Below are 16,941 nucleotides of genomic sequence, written 5' to 3' on the forward strand. Positions count from 1 at the left end.
TCAGGGGGCCTCGGTGGCCGGCGGCGTCGGTGCCCGGACGGGGGCCGGGGCCGCCGGTGAGGCCGGTGAGGCCCGTGAGGCCGTCGGTCCCGGGGTCGGCTCCGGCAGCGGGACGGTGGACATCACCGCGCGGTACACGGCCGAGGCCCGGGGATTGCCGGTGCACTGCCACACCCCGTGCGGGCAGTAGTCGGTGAGCGTGTTGTACAGCGGCCGGTGCTCGTTCATCCAGTCCAGCATGCGCAGCATGTACACGCTGTCGTCGCCGTTGCGGAACATGCCCCACTCGGGATACGAGATCGGCTTGTGGTGCTCCCTGGCGAAGTCCACGTGGAACTGCAGCCCGTAGGGCTCGGAGACCTGCTCGTCGAAGGACATCCCGTGCGGCATGTCGTAGGAGTCCATGCCGACGATGTCGACGACGTCGTCGCCGGGGTAGCACTCCGGCCACGGGATCGCGTCCTTGCCGCGGGTGGGGGTGAAGTCGAACCGGAACTTCTGCCCGGGCACCGAGCGCATGACGGTGACGATGCGCCTCCAGTACTCCTTCCAGTCCTCCGGGTCGGGGCCGCAGCGGTGGGTGTACGTGGTGCCGTTCATCTCCCAGCCGAGGACGAGGATCGTGTCCGTCGCGCCGAGGGCGACCAGCCGCTGCGCCAGCACCCGGAAGTGCTCGTCGTAGGCACCGGCCGCGGCGCGCCGCAGCAGCCGTCTGACGGCCGTGTCGGAGACGTCCGCCTCGTTGTGCTCCATCAGCGGGACGTTGAGCACGAGCATCCGGTCGGCCTTGGCCCGCCGCCACTCGGCCCAGCTGTCGAGGAAGCCGTGCCCGCCCTCGATGTTGCTCCATACGTCGCCCGGCAGATAGGTGTGCCCGACGCGCACCTCGGTGCCGCCCAGCCAGCGGCTGAACTGCTGCATCCGTGCGATCCCGGCGGCCTCGGAGTCGAGGAAGGCGCCGAAGGCGGGCCGCTGCCGGTCCGTGTCCGCGGGGGCGGTCGCCTCCGGTGGCGCGGGGGTGGGGGTGGGGCCCGGCGGCTTGAGCATCACCGGCGGCGGATCGGGGTTGCGGCCGTCGTCGTCCCAGGAGGCCGGGCCCCAGACGAGCGAGGCCGCCGTGAACACTCCGGCGGTCAGGAGCGCCAGCCGAACGAACGCGGACCGGCGGCGATGAGGGATCATTCGTCCTCCTTCGCCGCATATCCTACGTACAGTGACGCTTAGTCATATATCACTTTATTGCCCCACTTGAGTCGGACTGTGTGGCCAGGACGGTACGGGTCACCCGCGCGAGTGACCCGCGTACAGCGCCTCGATCTCGTCCGCGTACGCCGTCGTCACCGCATGCCTCTTGACCTTCAACGACGGGGTGAGCAGGCCGTTGTCCTCCGTGAACTCGCCCTCGACGAGGGTGAAGGCGCGGATCGACTCCGCCCGGGAGACGGCCGCGTTGGCGTGGTCGACGGCCTTCTGGACGTCCGCGCGCATCCGCGGGTCCTTCACCACCTCGGACATCGGGGTGTCCGCGGGCAGCTTGCGGACCGTCAGCCAGTGGGCGACGGCCTCGGGTTCGAGGGTGATCAGGGCCGCGACGAAGGGACGGTTGTCGCCGACGACGATGCACTGCCCGACCGGCGGTCGGCTGCGCAGCCGGTCCTCCAGGACGGCCGGGGAGACGTTCTTGCCGCCGGAGGTGACGAGGAGGTCCTTCTTGCGGCCGGTGATGGCGAGATAGCCGTCCTCGTCGAGCGTGCCGAGGTCGCCGGTGGCGAACCACTCGTCCTTGAGCACGGCGTCGGTGGCGGCCGGGTTGTTCCAGTACGAGCCGAAGACGACCCCGCCCTTGATGAGCACCTCGCCGTCCTCGGCGATGCGCACCGCGGTGCCGGGGACCGGGGGGCCGACGGTGCCGGGGCGGGGCTTCAGCGGCGGGACGATGGTGGCCGCGGCGGTGGTCTCGGTCAGGCCGTAGCCCTCGTAGACGATGATCCCGGCGGCGTAGAAGAACAGGTTGAGGTCGCGGTCGAGCGGGGAGCCGCCGCTGATGGCGTAGCGCATGCGGCCGCCGAGCTCCTTGCGGACGCGGCGGTAGACCAGCAGGTCGTACAGGGCCCAGGCGGCGTAGAGGCCGGGGCCCGGGCCCTTGCCCGTCTCCAGGAACTTGTTCAGATACGCCTCCCCGAAGCGGACGCCGATGCGGTCCGCGCGGTCGAAGGAGGCGCCGCGGCCGATCTTCTCGGCGGTGGCGCGGCCGGTGTCGTGGATCTTTTCGAAGAGGTACGGGACGCCGACGAGGAACGTCGGGCGGAACTCCTTGAGGGCCGGGCGCAGTTCGTCGGGCTTGATGCTCGGGCAGTGGCCTATCTCGATACGGGCCATCAGACAGGCGATCTGCAGGGTGCGGCCGAGGATGTGGGCGAGGGGGAGGAACAGGAGGGTCGAGGCGACCTGGCCGGTGACCTCCTTGAAGATGGGGTGCAGCAGCTCGACCGTGTTGGCGGCCTCGGCGTGCAGATTGGCGTGGGTGAGCACGCAGCCCTTGGGTTTTCCGGTGGTGCCCGAGGTGTAGCAGATCGTCGCGGTGGTGGCGGGGGTGAGGGCGGTGCGGCGCTTGGTGACCTCCTCGTCGGGCACGTCGCGCCCGAGCGCGGTGAGTTCGGCGAGCGCGCCCTCCCCGTCGGCGGCCGAGGCGGGGACCAACTGCCAGATGCGGGGCGGCCGTTCGTGCCGGGCCGTGCCCGTGGTCACCGTGGCGGCGTTCTCGGCGGTCTCGGCGACGACGAAGCGGGCACCGGAGTCACGGACGATCCACTCCACCTGCTCGGCCGACGAGGTGGCGTAGATCGGCACGCTCTGGCCGCCCGCGGCCCAGATCGCGAAGTCCAGGACCGTCCACTCGTAGCGGGTACGGGACATCACGGCGACCCGGCCGCCCGGTTCGAGGCCCGCCGCGATCAGCCCCTTGGCCACGGCGGTGACCTCGCGGGCGAAGGCCGCCGCGGTGACCGGCTGCCAGCCGCCGTGCTGCCTGCGGCGCAGGACCACGGCGTCGGGGGCCTCGGCGGCGTTGGTGTGGGGGAGGTCGGCGGTACTGCCCGAGGCGATGGGCGGGGCGAGGGCCGGCGTGCGGGCCTCGCGCACCACGCCGGCCTCGTCCCTGACGACCTCGACCCTGGTGCGGGCCGCAAGGTCGGTCCGTCGCTTTGCCCTTTTCAGATCCTTGCGTACACCCATGAAGGCTCCCCGGTCGGTTCTGACTGGGCAGTCAACTTACTCACAAGTAAGGAAAGGTCAATGGTGCGCAGCGGCTGAACTGGTGTACTAGCCGAGGCCCCTGCGGGCCGCCCCGATCGCGTCGGCGAGACGGCGTACCTCCTGGTCCTCGGTCCTCTTCGCCAACCCGTCCGCGCGCTCCTGGAGTTCGCCGAGTCCGGGGGCGCCGGGCAGGCTGCTCCACCGCTCGTCGCCCTGGCGCAGGGCGTCGGCGAAGTAGGCGGCCACGGCCGTGACCTGGAAGCGGGGGCTCGCCTCCCAGAGGGAGCCTTCGAGATCACCGGTCCGCAGTTCGCCGGACCTTTCGTGCGGCTCGCGGGTGTGGGGGTCGAGCCAGCGCACGGTCGCGGTGGCGAGCCGGCCGTCGGAGCCGGGCCGGGTGCGGACGGCGTACAGGGCGGTGACGGTGTGGCCGGGGCCGACCTCGCCGCCGTCGACGCGGTCGTCGCGGAAGTCGTCGTCGGCGACGCGGCGGTCGTCGTAGCCGACCAGCCGGAAGTCGGCGACCGTGTCGGGGTCGAAGGCGACCTGGGCCTTGGCGTCGCGGGCGGTCAGCTCGATGTTCTGCGGGAGCTCGTCGCAGAAGACCGTGCGGGCCTCGTCCTCCCCCGACACATAGACGGTGTGGCCGTCGCCCTTGTCGGCGAGGCGCTCCATGAGGGCGTCGCCGTAGTCGCTGCCGACGCCGACGCCGAAGAGGGTGATGCCGTACTCGCGGCGGGACGTGGAGATGCGGTCGAGGATGGCGTCGGCGTCGGTGTCGCCCTGGTTGGCGAGGGCGTCGGAGATCAGGACGACACGGTTGGTGGCGTGCTCGCGGCGGCCCTCGACGGCCGTGGCGTAGCCGGTCTCGACGCCCGCGCCGAGGTTGGTGGAGTAGGTGGGCTCCAGGCTGTCGATCGCGTCGTGGATCTCGCCGCGGTGGCCGCCGAGGCGGGTCATCGGCAGGACGGTCTCGGCCTGCTCGCTGAAGGTGACGACGGCGACCGAGTCGTCGTCGCGCAGCCGGTCCGTCATCGTGTCGAGGGACTTCTGCGCGAGGTCGAGCCGGCCGGGCTCGGACATGGAGCCGGAGATGTCGATGACGAAGGTGAGGGCGGCGGGCGGGCGTTCGCCGGACTCGTCGGCGGAGCGGGTCGCGAGACCGACGCGGACGAGGGACCAGTCCTTCTCGTCGGTACGGGCGCCGTCGACGGTGACCGAGAAGCCGTTGCCGTCCGGGCGCTCGTAGTCCTGGCGGAAGCTGTTGACGAACTCCTCGGGGCGCACGGTGGCGGGGTCGGGGCGGCCGCCCTCGGCGAGCGTGCGGCGGGCGTACTCGTAGGAGGCGGTGTCGACGTCGAGGGCGAAGGTGGAGAGGTGGTCGGGGGCTTCGGAGGGGCTCGCGAACCTGTCCTCGCCCTTGCCCTGTGCCGAGCCCTGCTGCCCGCTGCCGGTCGTCGGGGCGGCGGGGGCCGGGAAGCCGTTGCGGTGCGAACTGTCCTCAGCCCTGCTGGTGCCGGTGTCGCTGCCACTGCACGCCGTGAGCAGCAGCCCGCTCGCCGCCGTGAGCGCGAGGAGCGCGCCGCGCAGCCGGCGGGTGCGCGGGCGGCCGACGCGCGGGCTGTCGGTGCGGCGGCGTGGTGTGCCCTGCCGTGGTGTTCGGTACCGCTCCATGTTCCGTGCCCCCTGGGTGTGTTGACGCCGGTGTCTGTGACTGTGACGGCGCAGGGGGACGGAACGTGCGGCACGGGGCGTTGCGGATGGATCTCAAGACGGCCACGATCATGGGCGGTCGAGACCGGTGGGTGATCCTCCGTTGACCTAGGACACCACGTCCTTGCGGGCGAAACCGCGGAAGGCCAGGGCGAACAGGACGAGTGCGTACGTTATCGAAATCGCCGTGCCCTGGATCATGCCGGACCACTCGGGGTGCGGCTGCACGGCGTCCGCCCAGGCGAACTGCCAGTGCGCGGGCAGGAAGTCGCGCCAGTGGCCGAGCGCGGTGACGGCGTCGAGGACGTTGCCGACGATGGTCAGGCCGACCGCGCCGCCGACCGCGCCGAGGGGCGCGTCGGTCTTCGTGGAGAGCCAGAACGCCAGCCCCGCGGTGACCAGTTGGGACACGAAGATGTACGCCACGACCACCAGCAGGCGCTGCGTCGCCGTGCCGGTGTCCAGGGCGCCGCCGGTGGGGATCTGCAGCGGGCCCCAGCCATAGGCGGCCGTGCCGACGGCGAGCGCCACCACCGGCAGCAGGATCATCGCGGCCAGGCTGAGGCCGAGCGCGACGACGAGCTTGGACCACAGCAGCCGGGCCCGGGGCACGGGCGCGGCCAGCAGATAGCGCAGCGAGGACCAGCTCGCCTCCGAGGCGACCGTGTCCCCGCAGAACAGGGCGACCGGAATGACGAGCAGGAAGCCCGCGGACACGAACAGGTTCACGGCGGCGAAGTTGGCCCCGGAGGAGGTGGCCGTGTCCATCAGCGTCACCGTGTCGTTGCGGCCGCTCGGGTCGCCGCCGATCGCGAACGCGATCAGCAGCACGAACGGGAGCAGGGCGAGGATCGCGCCCATGACGAGCGTTCTGCGCCGCTTGAGCTGGCGGATCAGCTCCACCCTCACAGGGAGGGTGCGGCCCGGCTTGTAGCCGGACGCGGTCTCGTTGCGCTCGGCGAGTGTGGTCATGCTTCACCTCCGATCAGGGTGAGGAAGGCGTCCTCCAGGCGGCGGTGGGGGCCCATTGACGTGACCGGGACCTCCAGGCGGACCAGGTCCACCAGGAGCTGGGCCGGGGCGGTGCGGGGTGGTTGTTCGTCCGCGGGTTCGTCGTGGCCGGTCGCGCCGTTCCCCGCGCCCCCAAGACGTGCTGCCGGACCGGGGGTTGCGAGGCGTACCAGTAGGCCGCCTTCCACTCGTACCGCCGACTCGACGTCCGGCAGTGCCGTCACCTTCTCCACCAAGGGGTCCGGGATGTCGGTGGCCAGGCCGACCAGGAGGGTGTCGCCGGAGCCGGTGATCTCGGCCACCGGGCTCGCCTGGACGAGGCGGCCGCGGTCCATGACCACGAGGTGGGTGCAGGACTGCTCGACCTCCGCCAGGAGGTGGCTGGAGACGATCACCGTGCGGCCCGCCGCCGCGTACCGGATCAGCACCTCGCGCATCTCGCGGATCTGCGGCGGGTCGAGGCCGTTGGTGGGTTCGTCGAGGATGAGGAGGTCCGGGAGGCCGAGCATGGCCTGGGCGATGGCGAGTCGCTGGCGCATGCCCTGGGAGTACGTGCGCACCGCGCGGGCGAGCGCGTCGCCGAGTCCCGCGATCTCCAGGGCCTCGTCCAGATGGGCGTCCTCGGGCGGGCGGCCCGTCGCCTGCCAGTACAGCTCCAGGTTCTCGCGGCCCGACAGGTGCGGGAGGAATCCCGCGCCCTCCACGAACGCGCCGAGGCGGGAGAGGACCGGGGCGCCGGGGCGGATCGCGTGCCCGAAGACGCGGATCTCGCCGTCGTCCGGCTTGATCAGGCCCATCAGCATGCGCAGGGTGGTGGTCTTGCCCGCGCCGTTCGGCCCGAGCAGGCCGAGGACCTGGCCCTTCTCCACGCGGAAGGACAGGTCCCGCACCGCGTAACGGTCCGCCGATCCGGCGTACCGCTTGCTCAGGTCCGTGATCTGGAGCGGGACTTCGGCGAGTGCGGGATCGGGGGCCGGGGCGGTGGTGCGGCGGCGGCCCGTGACCAGCAGCGCCGGGGCGATCACCGCCGCGGCCACCGGCAGCCACCAGACCCAGGACGGCAGCGGGGCGGCCGCGGTGGTCACGCCGGGTGCCGTCGGCACCTTCAGGTCGCCCCGCACGGAGACGGTGTACGTCGCCGGGGCCGTCGGCGAGGCGTAGCCCAGGTCGGTGGAGGCGAGGACCAGGCGCAGCCGGTGCCCCTGCTCGACCTCGTGGTCGACGGCCGGGAGCGTGATCGTCACGTCCTTGCCCGCCTTGGCGCCCTCGACGCGGATCGGGGCCACGAGCTGCGAGGGCAGGACGGGGGTTCCGCCGCCGGGTGAGACGTCGTAGACCTTCCCGAAGAGCACGGCGTCGTCGCTCGTCGATGTCACATGGACGGTGACCTTCGGCGACCCGGTGATCCGCAGGCTGCGGGAGACGGGCGCGGACTCGAACTGCGCGTACTGGCCGGGGAAGTCGAGCGAGACGCCGACGCCGAGCGAGGACAGCTGGGCGAGTCCGCCGGAGCCGCCGAGGCCGGGCAGGGCGGAGACGGCGGGCGGACTGGCGCCGGCCGGGTTGGCGAAGCGCTGCTCCCCGCCCCTGAGCGGCAGCGCGCGCTGCCCGCTCTCCAGGCCCGGGTAGCGGTCGTCGCTCGCTCCGCGCAGCAGGGCCGCGCCGGTCGTGGAGTCGACGCCGCCGGTGCGGCTGATGCGGAAGGCCGGGCCGGTGTCGGTGCCCTTGTCGTCCTTGAGGTAGCGGTCGAACCAGGCACGCACGCGTGACTGGACGCGGCCGGTCTCCATGTCACCGCCGTCGTGCCCGCCGGCGATCCAGTCGACGTCGACGGGGGCGCCGTTCGCGCGGATGGCCTTCGCGGCGGCGTCGGCCTGGCCGAGCGGGAAGAGGGAGTCGGTCTGCCCCTGCACCAGGAGCATCGGGACCTTGATGCGGTCGGCGACGGCGGACGGGGAACGGGCGGCGAGCAGGGCGCGCGCCTGCGCGTCCGGCGTGCCCGACTGCGCGACCCGTTCGTACATCCGGCATAGGTCGGGCTCGAACTTCTCGCACCCGCCGCCGGAGTTGACGAAGATCCCGGCCCACAGCTTCTTGAACACGTCGTCGGGGAAGAGGGCGTCCGCCAGGTTCCAGTACGTGATCGCCGGGGCGATGGCGTCCACCCGGTGGTCGTATCCCGCGGCCAGCAGGGAGATCGCGCCGCCGTACGAGGCGCCGGCGACGCCCACGCGCGGGTCGCCCGGCTTGTCGAGCTGCACCTGGGGCTGCTTCGCCAGCCAGTCGATGAGCCGGGAGACGTCGGCGACCTCGCCCTTGGGGTCGTTCAGCCCGATTTTGCCGGTGGACCTGCCGAAGCCGCGGGCGGACCAGGTCAGCACCGCATAGCCGTCCCTGGCGAGGTCCTGCGCCTGCTGCCGTACGTCCTGCTTGCTGCCGCCGAACCCGTGGGCCAGCAACACAGCAGGTCTGCGGCCGGCGGGGCCGGACGTGAAGTACGAGGTGTCGATGCGCACACCGTCGACGGCCATGACGCGGTCGGTCTCGCGCACCGGGGGCTTGTCGTCCGAGGCGACGGCCGTCCAGGTGCCCGCACCTGCGAGTACGACGACGGCGGCCCCGGCGGCGAGTGCCCTGCGGGGCCTTCGCAGGAGCCCCCGCAGACGGGGCAGTCGAAGATCCATGCCATCAACCGTACGGGGGCTCACTGACAGTTGAAGCAGACCGTGGGGTGAACCTTCGCCGGACGGCGTACCGCGGTTGGTGTACGGGCATCCGGGCCTGTCGGTGGGTCCCGCTAGAGTCGGCGATCACGGAGATTCACAACAGAATCACAGAGAAGCATTGGGTGGGGACTCATGAAGTCGAAGCACACCGCTGCCTGGGTGGGGTTCACGGCAGCGGCGGCGATCGCCGTGTCCGGGTGCGGCACGGACGGCGCGAGAACCGCGGCCAAGGCCGTGGACCACGCGGACAGGATCATGGCCGTACTGTCGCGGGCCACCGACCGCACCGAGCAGCTCGGCTCGGCCGAGGTCAAGGTCAGCACCGACCTCGGCACGGGCACCCCGATCGCCATGGACGGCACCTACTCGTGGGGCGACGGACTGGCCTTCGACGCCGAGATGGACACGCGGGCCGCGCAGATGCAGCAGCTGCAGGACAGCCCCACGACCCGGGTGCTGTTCGTGGACGGCGCCTACTACTACGACGTCGACCCGCAGCCCGCCGGCCCGCTCCAGGGCAAGGAGTGGATGAAGATCGACTCCTCGGCGATCTTCGGCGACAAGGGCTCCCAGGCCTTCAGCGGCAGCAGCAGCGGGGGCGGCAATCCGGCGGACTCGATGCGGGCCCTGAAGTACGCGAACGACGTCGACGACCTCGGCAAGGAGACCGTCGACGGGCAGCGCACGACGCACTACCGCGCCGTCGTCGACAAGGCGCACATGGGCAAGTTCAAGGAGGCCTACGACGGTGACAACGCCATGAGCGCGGTGACCGGCGGCGCCGACTCGATGACCATGGACATCTGGGTGGGCGGCAACGACCTGCCGGTCCGTCTGCAGCAGCGGATCGGCGCGGTGAAGGTCACCATGGACTTCCAGAAGTTCGGCGCCACGGCCCCGGTGAAGGCTCCGCCGGCCGCGCAGACCGGCGACCTCACCGACGAGATCAAGAAGTCCCGGGAGCAGTCCCCGGAGCAGCAGGGCTGAGCCCGGACACGGCGGTGCCCCGCCCCTCACCGGCCTACGACCGGGAGGAGCGGGGCACCGTACGGCCCCTGCGCCCTCAGTGGTTGCGGGGGAACCCGAGGTCGACGCCCGCGGGGGCGTCGGCCGGGTCGGGCCAGCGGGTGGTGACGACCTTGCCGCGGGTGTAGAAGTGCGTGCCGTCGTTGCCGTAGATGTGGTGGTCGCCGAAGAGGGAGTCCTTCCAGCCGCCGAAGCTGTGGTAGCCGACGGGAACCGGGATCGGGACGTTGACGCCGACCATGCCGGCCTCGACCTCCAGCTGGAAGCGGCGGGCGGCGCCGCCGTCCCGGGTGAAGATCGCGGTGCCGTTGCCGAACGGCGAGTTGTTGATGAGGGTGACGCCCTCCTCGTAGGTGTCCACGCGGAGCACGGTCAGGACGGGGCCGAAGATCTCGTCCTGGTAGGCCTTGGCGGTGGTGGGCACCTTGTCGAGCAGGGACAGGCCGATCCAGTGGCCGTCCTCGTAGCCCTCCACGGTGTGGCCGGTGCCGTCCAGCACGACCTCGCAGCCCTCGGCGGCCGCGCCGGTGACGTAGGAGGCGACCTTGTCGCGGTGCGCGGCGGTGATCAGCGGGCCCATCTCGCTGGTGGGGTCGGTGCCCGGACCGATCTTGATCTTCTCTGCGCGCTCACGGATCTTCGCGACGAGTTCGTCGCCGATGGCGCCGACCGCGACCACCGCGGAGATGGCCATGCAGCGCTCGCCGGCGGAGCCGTAGGCGGCGGAGACGGCGGCGTCGGCGGCCGCGTCCAGGTCGGCGTCGGGCAGCACCAGCATGTGGTTCTTGGCGCCGCCCAGCGCCTGCACGCGCTTGCCGTGCGCGGAGGCGGTGGTGTGGATGTAGCGGGCGATCGGGGTGGAGCCGACGAAGGAGACGGCCTTGACGTCCGGGTGCTCCAGGAGGCGGTCGACGGCCACCTTGTCGCCCTGGACGACGTTGAAGACACCGTCGGGCAGACCGGCCTCGGCGAGCAGTTCGGCGATCTTCAGCGAGGCGGAGGGGTCCTTCTCGGACGGCTTGAGGACGAAGGTGTTGCCGCACGCGATGGCGATCGGGAACATCCACATCGGCACCATCGCCGGGAAGTTGAACGGCGTGATGCCGGCGACCACACCGAGCGGCTGGCGGATCGAGGAGACGTCCACGCGGGTGGCGACCTGGGTGGACAGCTCGCCCTTCAGCTGCACGCTGATCCCGCAGGCGAGGTCCACGATCTCCAGGCCGCGGGCCACCTCGCCGAGCGCGTCGGAGTGCACCTTGCCGTGCTCGGCGGTGATCAGCTCGGCGATCGCGTCCCGGTTGGCGTCCAGCAGCGCCCGGAACTTGAACAGGATCTCGGTGCGCCTGGCCAGCGAGGACTGACCCCAGCTCAGGTAGGCGTCCTTGGCGGCCGCGACCGCCGCGTCGACCTCGTCGACCGTCGCGAACGCGACCTTGGTGGTGACCGCGCCGGTCGCCGGGTCGGTGACCGGCCCGTACGTACCCGACGCGCCTTCGACGGTCTTGCCGCCGATCCAGTGGTTGACGATCTTCGTCATGCCCGGTTTCTCCTTCACAGATGGCGGCGTCGGGTGGAGACGTGCCGTTCGTACAGCTCTCGGGCCTTCACCGCGGACGGTCGGGTCGCGGTCTCGGCCACAGGTACATCCCACCAGGCCTGGGCGGGCGGCGGGCCCGACACAGTGTCGGCCGTTTCGGTCTCGACGTAGACACATGTGGGAGTGTCCGCGGCGCGGGCCTCGGCGAGCGCCTCGTGCAGATCGCCGACGGTCTTGGCGCGCAGGACGCGCATGCCGAGGCTCGCGGCGTTGGCGGCGAGGTCGACGGGCAGTCGCGCCCCCGTGTAGGTGCCGTCGTCCGCCGGGTAGCGGTAGGCGGTGCCGAACCGCTCGCCGCCCACCGACTCCGACAGGCCGCCGATGGACGCGTACCCGTGGTTCTGCACCAGCAGCACCTTGATGGCGACGCCTTCCTGTACGGCGGTCACGATCTCCGTCGGCATCATCAGATACGTGCCGTCGCCGACCAGCGCCCACACCGGGCGGTCGGGCGCGGCCATCTTCACGCCGATCGAGGCCGGGATCTCGTAGCCCATGCAGGAGTAGCCGTACTCCAGGTGGTACTGGTCCCGCGAGCGCGCCCGCCACAGCTTGTGCAGGTCGCCCGGGAGGGAGCCGGCCGCGTTGATGATCACGTCCGTGTCGTCCACTATCGCGTCCAGGGCGCCGAGCACCTGCGGCTGGGTGGGCCGCATGTCCGGCTCGTCGGCCTCGTAGCAGGCGTCGACGCGCTGCTCCCAGCGCTCCTTGTCCTCGGTGTACTCGGTGACGTAGGAGCCGCTGACCCGGTGCGCGTGCATGTCCAGAGCCGCCGTCAGCTCCTGCAGTCCGCTGCGGGCGTCCGCGATCAGCGGCAGCCCGGCGAGCTTGTGGCCGTCGTAGGGCGCGATGTTGAGGTTGAGGAAGCGGACGTCCTCGCCGGTGAAGAGGGTGCCGGAGGCGGTGGTGAAGTCGGTGTAGCGGGTGCCGACGCCGATCACCAGGTCGGCGGTGCGGGCGAGTTCGTCGGCCGTGGCCGTGCCGGTGTGGCCGATGCCGCCGACGTCCTGGGGGTGGTCCCAGCGCAGCGAGCCCTTGCCGGCCTGGGTGGAGGCGACCGGGATGCCGGTGGCGGCCGCGAACTCGGCGAGGGCCTCCTCGGCGCGGCTGTGGTGGACGCCGCCGCCCGCGACGACCAGCGGCCTGCGTGCGGCCCTGATCGCCCGTACGGCCTCGGCGAGTTCGGTCGGGTCGGCGCCCGGGCGGCGGATCACCCAGGTCCGCTCGGCGAAGAAGTCCTCGGGCCAGTCGTACGCCTCCGCCTGGACGTCCTGCGGAAGGGCCAGGGTCACGGCGCCGGTCTCGACGGGGTCGGTGAGGACCCGCATGGCCGCCAGGGCCGCCGGTATGAGCTGTTCGGGGCGGGTGACGCGGTCGAAGTACCTCGACACCGGGCGCAGGCTGTCGTTGACCGACACGTCGCCCGCGTACGGCACTTCGAGCTGCTGCAGGACGGGGTCGGCGGTGCGGGCGGCGAAGACGTCGCCGGGCAGGAGCAGGACCGGGAGGTGGTTGATGGTGGCGAGGGCGGCGCCCGTGACGAGGTTGGTGGCGCCCGGACCGATGGAGGTGGTCACCGCGTGCGTGGACAGGCGGTTCGACTGGCGGGCATAGCCCACCGCCGCGTGCACCATGGCCTGTTCGTTGCGGCCCTGGTGGTACGGCATGACGTCGGCGTACTCGACGAGCGCCTGGCCGATGCCCGCCACGTTGCCGTGGCCGAAGATGCCCCAGGTCGCGCCGATCAGCCGCTGCCGGGCGCCGTCCCGCTCGGTGTACTGGGCGGCGAGGAAGCGCACCAGCGCCTGTGCGACCGTCAGCCTCGTCGTCGAGGTCCGCTCCGTCATCGGTATCCCTCCGTGTGCTCCGGGTGAAAGCCGTCGGTTCCGCTTTCACGCCAGGGGAATACGCGCCTGCGGCCGTAGCCGTTCGGGACCTCCGGCGCGGGGCCGTAGCGGGCGGGGAGTCGTCGCTCGCACTTCGCTCCTGCCAGGGCGAAGCGGCCTGCCGCGCCGGAGGCGATCTGGGGCCGGGTGTCACGGGGAACGTACGCGAAGTCCCATGCCGACGCGAATGCGCTTACCCCACCCGGGAGTTGAAACTCTTCGTCCGTTATGTCACAGGCCCGCCGTACCGTACATCCGCCTCGCGGCACGAGCACGGTCCCCTCGGTGTACGGCACACCCGCGGTCATCACTCCCTCACAGCAGTCCCACGGCGGTGTCCACGGCGGCGGCCACGTCGCCGTCCGCCGGGTAGAGCAGTGAACGGCCGACCACCAGGCCCCGCACGGTGGGCAGTTGGAGGGCGCCGCGCCACTTCTCGTACGCGCCGTCCTGGTCGTCGCCGACCTCGCCGCCGAGCAGTACGGCGGGCAGGGTCGAGGTCTCCATCACCTCGGCCATGTCGTCCGGGTTCTCGGTGACGGGCAGCTTGAGCCAGGTGTAGGCCGAGGTGCCGCCGAGGCCCGAGGCGATGGCGATGGACCGGGTGACGGCCTCCGCGGACAGGTCGTTCTTCAGCGTCCCCTCGTCCGTGCGGTGGCTGATGAACGGCTCGACGAAGACCGGCAGCCGGCGGGCGGCCATCGCGTCGACGGCACGGGCACTGGACTCCAGCGTGGTCAGCGAGCCGGGGTCGTCGTAGTCGATGCGCAGCAGCAACTTGCCCGCGTCGAAGCCGAGCCGCTCGATGTCCTCGGGGCGGTGGCCGGTGAAGCGGTCGTCGAGTTCGAAGCGGGCGCCCTGGAGGCCGCCGCGGTTCATCGAGCCCATGACGACCTTGTTCTCCAGGGCGCCGAGCAGAAGGAGGTCGTCGAGGATGTCCGCGGTGGCGAGCACGCCGTCGACGCCGGGGCGGGAGAGGGCGAGGCAGAGGCGTTCGAGCAGGTCGGCGCGGTTGGCCATGGCGAATCTGCGGCCCGAGACGCCGAGCGCGCCGCGGGCCGGGTGGTCTGCGGCCACGATCATCAGCCGGCCGGAGTCGCCGACCAGCGGTCTGCGGGCACGGCGGGCTGCGGCCTCCGCGACGGCCTCGGGGTGGCGGGCGCGGGTGCGGACGAGTTCGGCGACGTCCACGCGCGCGTGCGCGACACCGCCGCCGCCCTCGTGGCCTCCCTCATGGCCGCCCTCGTGGTGGGAGCCCGAGACCTGGCCCGCCCTCACAGCACCGCTCCGGCCCGGACGGCGGTCTCGATCTCGTCGGCGGTCGGCATGGCGGAGGAGCACTCCAGGCGGGAGGCGACGATCGCGCCGGCCGCGTTGGCGTACCGCATGACCGTCTCCAGGTCGCGGCCCGCCAGCAGTCCGTCGCACAGGGCGCCGCCGAAGGCGTCGCCCGCGCCGAGGCCGTTGAGCACGGTGACCGGCAGGGGCGGCACCTCCGCGTACTCGCCCTTGCTGCTGGCGGCGAGGACGCCCTTGGGGCCCTGTTTGACGACGGCGAGTTCACAGCCCGCGTCGAGCAACGCCTGTGCGGCGGCCTGCGGTTCGCGCACTCCGGTGGCGACCTCCACCTCGTCGAGGTTGCCGACGGCGACGGTGGTGTGGCGCAGGGCTTCCTGGTAGAAGGGGCGGGCCGCGGCGGGGTCGCTCCAGAACATGGGGCGCCAGTCGAGGTCGAAGACCGTGATGCCGGACCTGGCCCGGTGCGCGAGGGCCGCCAGCGTGGCCGTACGGCTCGGCTCCTCGCTCAGGCCGGTGCCGGTGACCCAGAAGATACGGGCGTCCCGGATCGCGTCGAGATCGAGTTCGTGGGCGTCGATCTCCAGGTCGGGGGCCTTCGGCTGACGGTAGAAGTACAGCGGGAAGTCGTCCGGCGGGAAGATCTCGCAGAAGGTGACCGGCGTGGGCAGGCCCGGGACCGGGGTGACCCAGCGGTCGTCGACGCCGAAGCCCTGCAGGGCCTCGTGGAGGTAGGTGCCGAAGGGGTCGTCGCCGGTGCGGGTGATCACCGCGGTGCGGCGCCCGAGGCGGGCCGCGGCCACCGCGACATTGCTCGCCGAACCGCCGAGGAACTTGCCGAAGCTCGTCACCTGCGGCAGCGGGACGCCGGTCTGGAGCGGATAGAGGTCCACCCCGATCCGCCCCATGGTGATCAGGTCGTACGCCATCGGCTTCCCTTCGTTGCGCCTCTCCCCCGGTTTCTAGCCCCGCGCACGGAGCCCTGTCAATGTTTTGTCCAGACATTCGGACCAGACCTTGACACCCCCTGTCGGGACCCGCACTCTGGCGGCCATGACGTCGATGTCACCGCAATCACCATCTTCCGGTCTTTCCCGCATCCGTGTCGGCTCGGCGCCCGACTCCTGGGGCGTGTGGTTCCCCGACGATCCCCGCCAGGTCCCCTGGCAGCGCTTCCTCGACGAGGTCGCGGAGTCCGGCTACGAGTGGATCGAACTGGGTCCGTACGGGTATCTGCCGACCGATCCGGCCGTCCTCACCGAGGAGACTTCCCGGCGCGGCCTGAAGGTGTCGGCCGGGACGGTGTTCACCGGTCTGCACCACGGTGAGGCCGTGTGGGAGAAGACCTGGGCCCATGTCGCCGACAACGCCTCCCTCGCACAGGCGATGGGAGCGTCCCACCTGGTGGTCATCCCGTCCTTCTGGCGGGACGACAAGACCGGTGAGGTACTGGAGCCGGACACGCTGACGCCCGAACAATGGCGCAATCTGAACACCCTGACGGAGCGGCTGGGACGCCGGGTGCGCGAGGAGTACGGGCTGCAGATCGTGGTCCATCCGCACGCCGACACCCACATCGACAGCGAGGAGAACGTCGTACGGTTCCTCGACGGGACCGACTCCGGCGTGGTGTCGCTGTGCCTGGACACGGGGCACTACGCGTACTGCGGCGGGGACAGCGTCAAGCTGATCGAGACCTACGGCGAGCGGATCGGGTATCTGCATCTGAAGCAGGTGGATCCCGAGATCCTGGCCGATGTGCGGGCCACGGGAACGCCGTTCGGGCCGGCGGTGGCTCGCGGTGTGATGTGCGAACCCCCTGCGGGGGCGCCTGCTCTGGAGCCTGTGCTGGAGGCTGCGCAGGGGTTGGGCGTGGAGTTGTTCGCCATTGTCGAGCAGGACATGTATCCGTGTGAGCCGGACGCTCCGTTGCCGATCGCTCAGCGGACTCGGGCGTTCCTGCGGTCCTGCGGGGCGTGAGGTCGCCGGTGGGCGCCTGGCCGTCTGGTGGGTTTGTGGTGGTTGTGTCACAAAGGGCGCTCTCGTGTCACGTGTGTTGCGGGTACGCGGGTTGTGCGTCACACCCGGCGCACAGGCCCTGCCCTCCTTCGGTGCGCGGTCGTTGAGCGGGCACAGGCTTTGTGATCGCCAGCGCAGCGTCCGGCTCCCCCCGACGGCCGCCCCCGGCCGCCACCGCGGCGCGCGCAGGGAGGTACTGCCCATGACCGACCGAAGGCTCTGGTCCTACAAGGAGATCGCGGCGCACATCAAGGTGCAGCCGGACACCGTGCGGTCCTACCGCAAGCACGGTCTGCTCCCGCCGCCCGACCATGTCGAGGGCGGCAAGCCCTACTGGTACGCCGACACGGTCCGGGCGTGGGTCGCCTCACGGCCGCGAAACCGCGGCCGAAGAGACGACTGACCGCGC

The 16,941-nt window shown here is 71.5% G+C and carries 12 protein-coding genes and 1 pseudogene; 3 read left to right on the plus strand and 10 right to left on the minus strand.

Going from position 1 to position 16,941, the window contains the following annotated elements:
* From MQN93_RS06190 to MQN93_RS06210, 5 genes are all read right to left on the minus strand, one after another.
* Positions 1 to 1,182 carry a glycoside hydrolase family 26 protein gene (locus MQN93_RS06190; RefSeq protein ID WP_242708652.1) on the minus strand — a complete coding sequence of 394 codons (1,182 nt, stop codon included), beginning with the start codon at positions 1,180 to 1,182 and terminating at the stop codon, positions 1 to 3.
* Positions 1,183 to 1,281: 99 nt separating this feature from the next.
* A complete protein-coding gene (locus MQN93_RS06195; RefSeq protein WP_242708653.1) occupies positions 1,282 to 3,234 on the minus strand; it encodes an AMP-dependent synthetase/ligase in 1,953 nt (650 codons plus the stop codon).
* An 87-nt stretch (positions 3,235 to 3,321) separates the two neighbouring features.
* Complete coding sequence (locus tag MQN93_RS06200; RefSeq protein WP_242708654.1) at positions 3,322 to 4,929, minus strand: vWA domain-containing protein; 1,608 nt, start codon at positions 4,927 to 4,929, stop codon at positions 3,322 to 3,324.
* 147 nt (positions 4,930 to 5,076) lie between these two features.
* Positions 5,077 to 5,940 carry an ABC transporter permease gene (locus tag MQN93_RS06205; protein ID WP_242708655.1) on the minus strand — a complete coding sequence of 288 codons (864 nt, stop codon included), beginning with the start codon at positions 5,938 to 5,940 and terminating at the stop codon, positions 5,077 to 5,079.
* Complete coding sequence (locus tag MQN93_RS06210) at positions 5,937 to 8,663, minus strand: alpha/beta fold hydrolase (protein ID WP_242708656.1); 2,727 nt, start codon at positions 8,661 to 8,663, stop codon at positions 5,937 to 5,939. The genes MQN93_RS06205 and MQN93_RS06210 overlap by 4 nt, the downstream gene beginning before the upstream one ends.
* A 174-nt stretch (positions 8,664 to 8,837) precedes the next feature.
* On the opposite strand from MQN93_RS06210, the gene MQN93_RS06215 reads away from it, so the two are divergent.
* The gene (locus MQN93_RS06215; protein WP_242708657.1) at positions 8,838 to 9,692 is read left to right on the plus strand and encodes an SCO4651 family lipoprotein; all 855 of its coding nucleotides are present in this window, start codon (positions 8,838 to 8,840) and stop codon (positions 9,690 to 9,692) included.
* Positions 9,693 to 9,768: 76 nt separating this feature from the next.
* On the opposite strand, the gene mmsA is transcribed toward MQN93_RS06215, so the two are convergent.
* The 5 genes and pseudogenes from mmsA to iolC form a co-directional block, all read right to left on the minus strand.
* On the minus strand, positions 9,769 to 11,271 hold the full coding sequence (gene mmsA / locus MQN93_RS06220) for a CoA-acylating methylmalonate-semialdehyde dehydrogenase (protein ID WP_016435059.1): 1,503 nt from the start codon (positions 11,269 to 11,271) through the stop codon (positions 9,769 to 9,771).
* Positions 11,272 to 11,285: 14 nt separating this feature from the next.
* Entirely contained in the window at positions 11,286 to 13,178 is a 1,893-nt protein-coding gene (gene iolD, locus MQN93_RS06225) for a 3D-(3,5/4)-trihydroxycyclohexane-1,2-dione acylhydrolase (decyclizing) (RefSeq protein ID WP_242708658.1), read from the minus strand.
* 83 nt (positions 13,179 to 13,261) lie between these two features.
* Positions 13,262 to 13,504: pseudogene (locus tag MQN93_RS06230) on the minus strand (5-deoxy-glucuronate isomerase); the annotation flags it as partial.
* Between the two features lie 28 nt (positions 13,505 to 13,532).
* Positions 13,533 to 14,408 (minus strand): Cgl0159 family (beta/alpha)8-fold protein, encoded by an 876-nt coding sequence (locus tag MQN93_RS06235; RefSeq protein WP_037782783.1) that lies wholly within the window; start codon positions 14,406 to 14,408, stop codon positions 13,533 to 13,535.
* 83 nt (positions 14,409 to 14,491) lie between these two features.
* Positions 14,492 to 15,442: a 5-dehydro-2-deoxygluconokinase gene (gene iolC, locus MQN93_RS06240; RefSeq protein ID WP_016435055.1), complete on the minus strand. Its 951-nt coding sequence runs from the start codon at positions 15,440 to 15,442 to the stop codon at positions 14,492 to 14,494.
* Positions 15,443 to 15,566: 124 nt separating this feature from the next.
* Here iolC and MQN93_RS06245 point away from each other — a divergent pair, with 124 nt between their 5' ends.
* Positions 15,567 to 16,493 (plus strand): sugar phosphate isomerase/epimerase family protein, encoded by a 927-nt coding sequence (locus tag MQN93_RS06245; RefSeq protein WP_242708659.1) that lies wholly within the window; start codon positions 15,567 to 15,569, stop codon positions 16,491 to 16,493.
* Between the two features lie 241 nt (positions 16,494 to 16,734).
* On the plus strand, positions 16,735 to 16,935 hold the full coding sequence (locus MQN93_RS06250) for a helix-turn-helix transcriptional regulator (protein ID WP_242708660.1): 201 nt from the start codon (positions 16,735 to 16,737) through the stop codon (positions 16,933 to 16,935).
* Positions 16,936 to 16,941 lie beyond the last annotated feature (6 nt).

Source organism: Streptomyces spinosisporus (genome assembly GCF_022698145.1).
Lineage (GTDB): Bacteria > Actinomycetota > Actinomycetes > Streptomycetales > Streptomycetaceae > Streptomyces > Streptomyces spinosisporus.

Coding starts and splice junctions, on each gene's coding strand:
- MQN93_RS06190 (WP_242708652.1), bottom strand. CDS start 1,182: ATGATCCCTCATCGCCGCCGGTCCGCGTTCGTTCGGCTGGCGCTCCTG.
- MQN93_RS06195 (WP_242708653.1), bottom strand. CDS start 3,234: ATGGGTGTACGCAAGGATCTGAAAAGGGCAAAGCGACGGACCGACCTT.
- MQN93_RS06200 (WP_242708654.1), bottom strand. CDS start 4,929: ATGGAGCGGTACCGAACACCACGGCAGGGCACACCACGCCGCCGCACC.
- MQN93_RS06205 (WP_242708655.1), bottom strand. CDS start 5,940: ATGACCACACTCGCCGAGCGCAACGAGACCGCGTCCGGCTACAAGCCG.
- MQN93_RS06210 (WP_242708656.1), bottom strand. CDS start 8,663: ATGGATCTTCGACTGCCCCGTCTGCGGGGGCTCCTGCGAAGGCCCCGC.
- MQN93_RS06215 (WP_242708657.1), top strand. CDS start 8,838: ATGAAGTCGAAGCACACCGCTGCCTGGGTGGGGTTCACGGCAGCGGCG.
- mmsA (WP_016435059.1), bottom strand. CDS start 11,271: ATGACGAAGATCGTCAACCACTGGATCGGCGGCAAGACCGTCGAAGGC.
- iolD (WP_242708658.1), bottom strand. CDS start 13,178: ATGACGGAGCGGACCTCGACGACGAGGCTGACGGTCGCACAGGCGCTG.
- iolC (WP_016435055.1), bottom strand. CDS start 15,442: ATGGCGTACGACCTGATCACCATGGGGCGGATCGGGGTGGACCTCTAT.
- MQN93_RS06245 (WP_242708659.1), top strand. CDS start 15,567: ATGACGTCGATGTCACCGCAATCACCATCTTCCGGTCTTTCCCGCATC.
- MQN93_RS06250 (WP_242708660.1), top strand. CDS start 16,735: ATGACCGACCGAAGGCTCTGGTCCTACAAGGAGATCGCGGCGCACATC.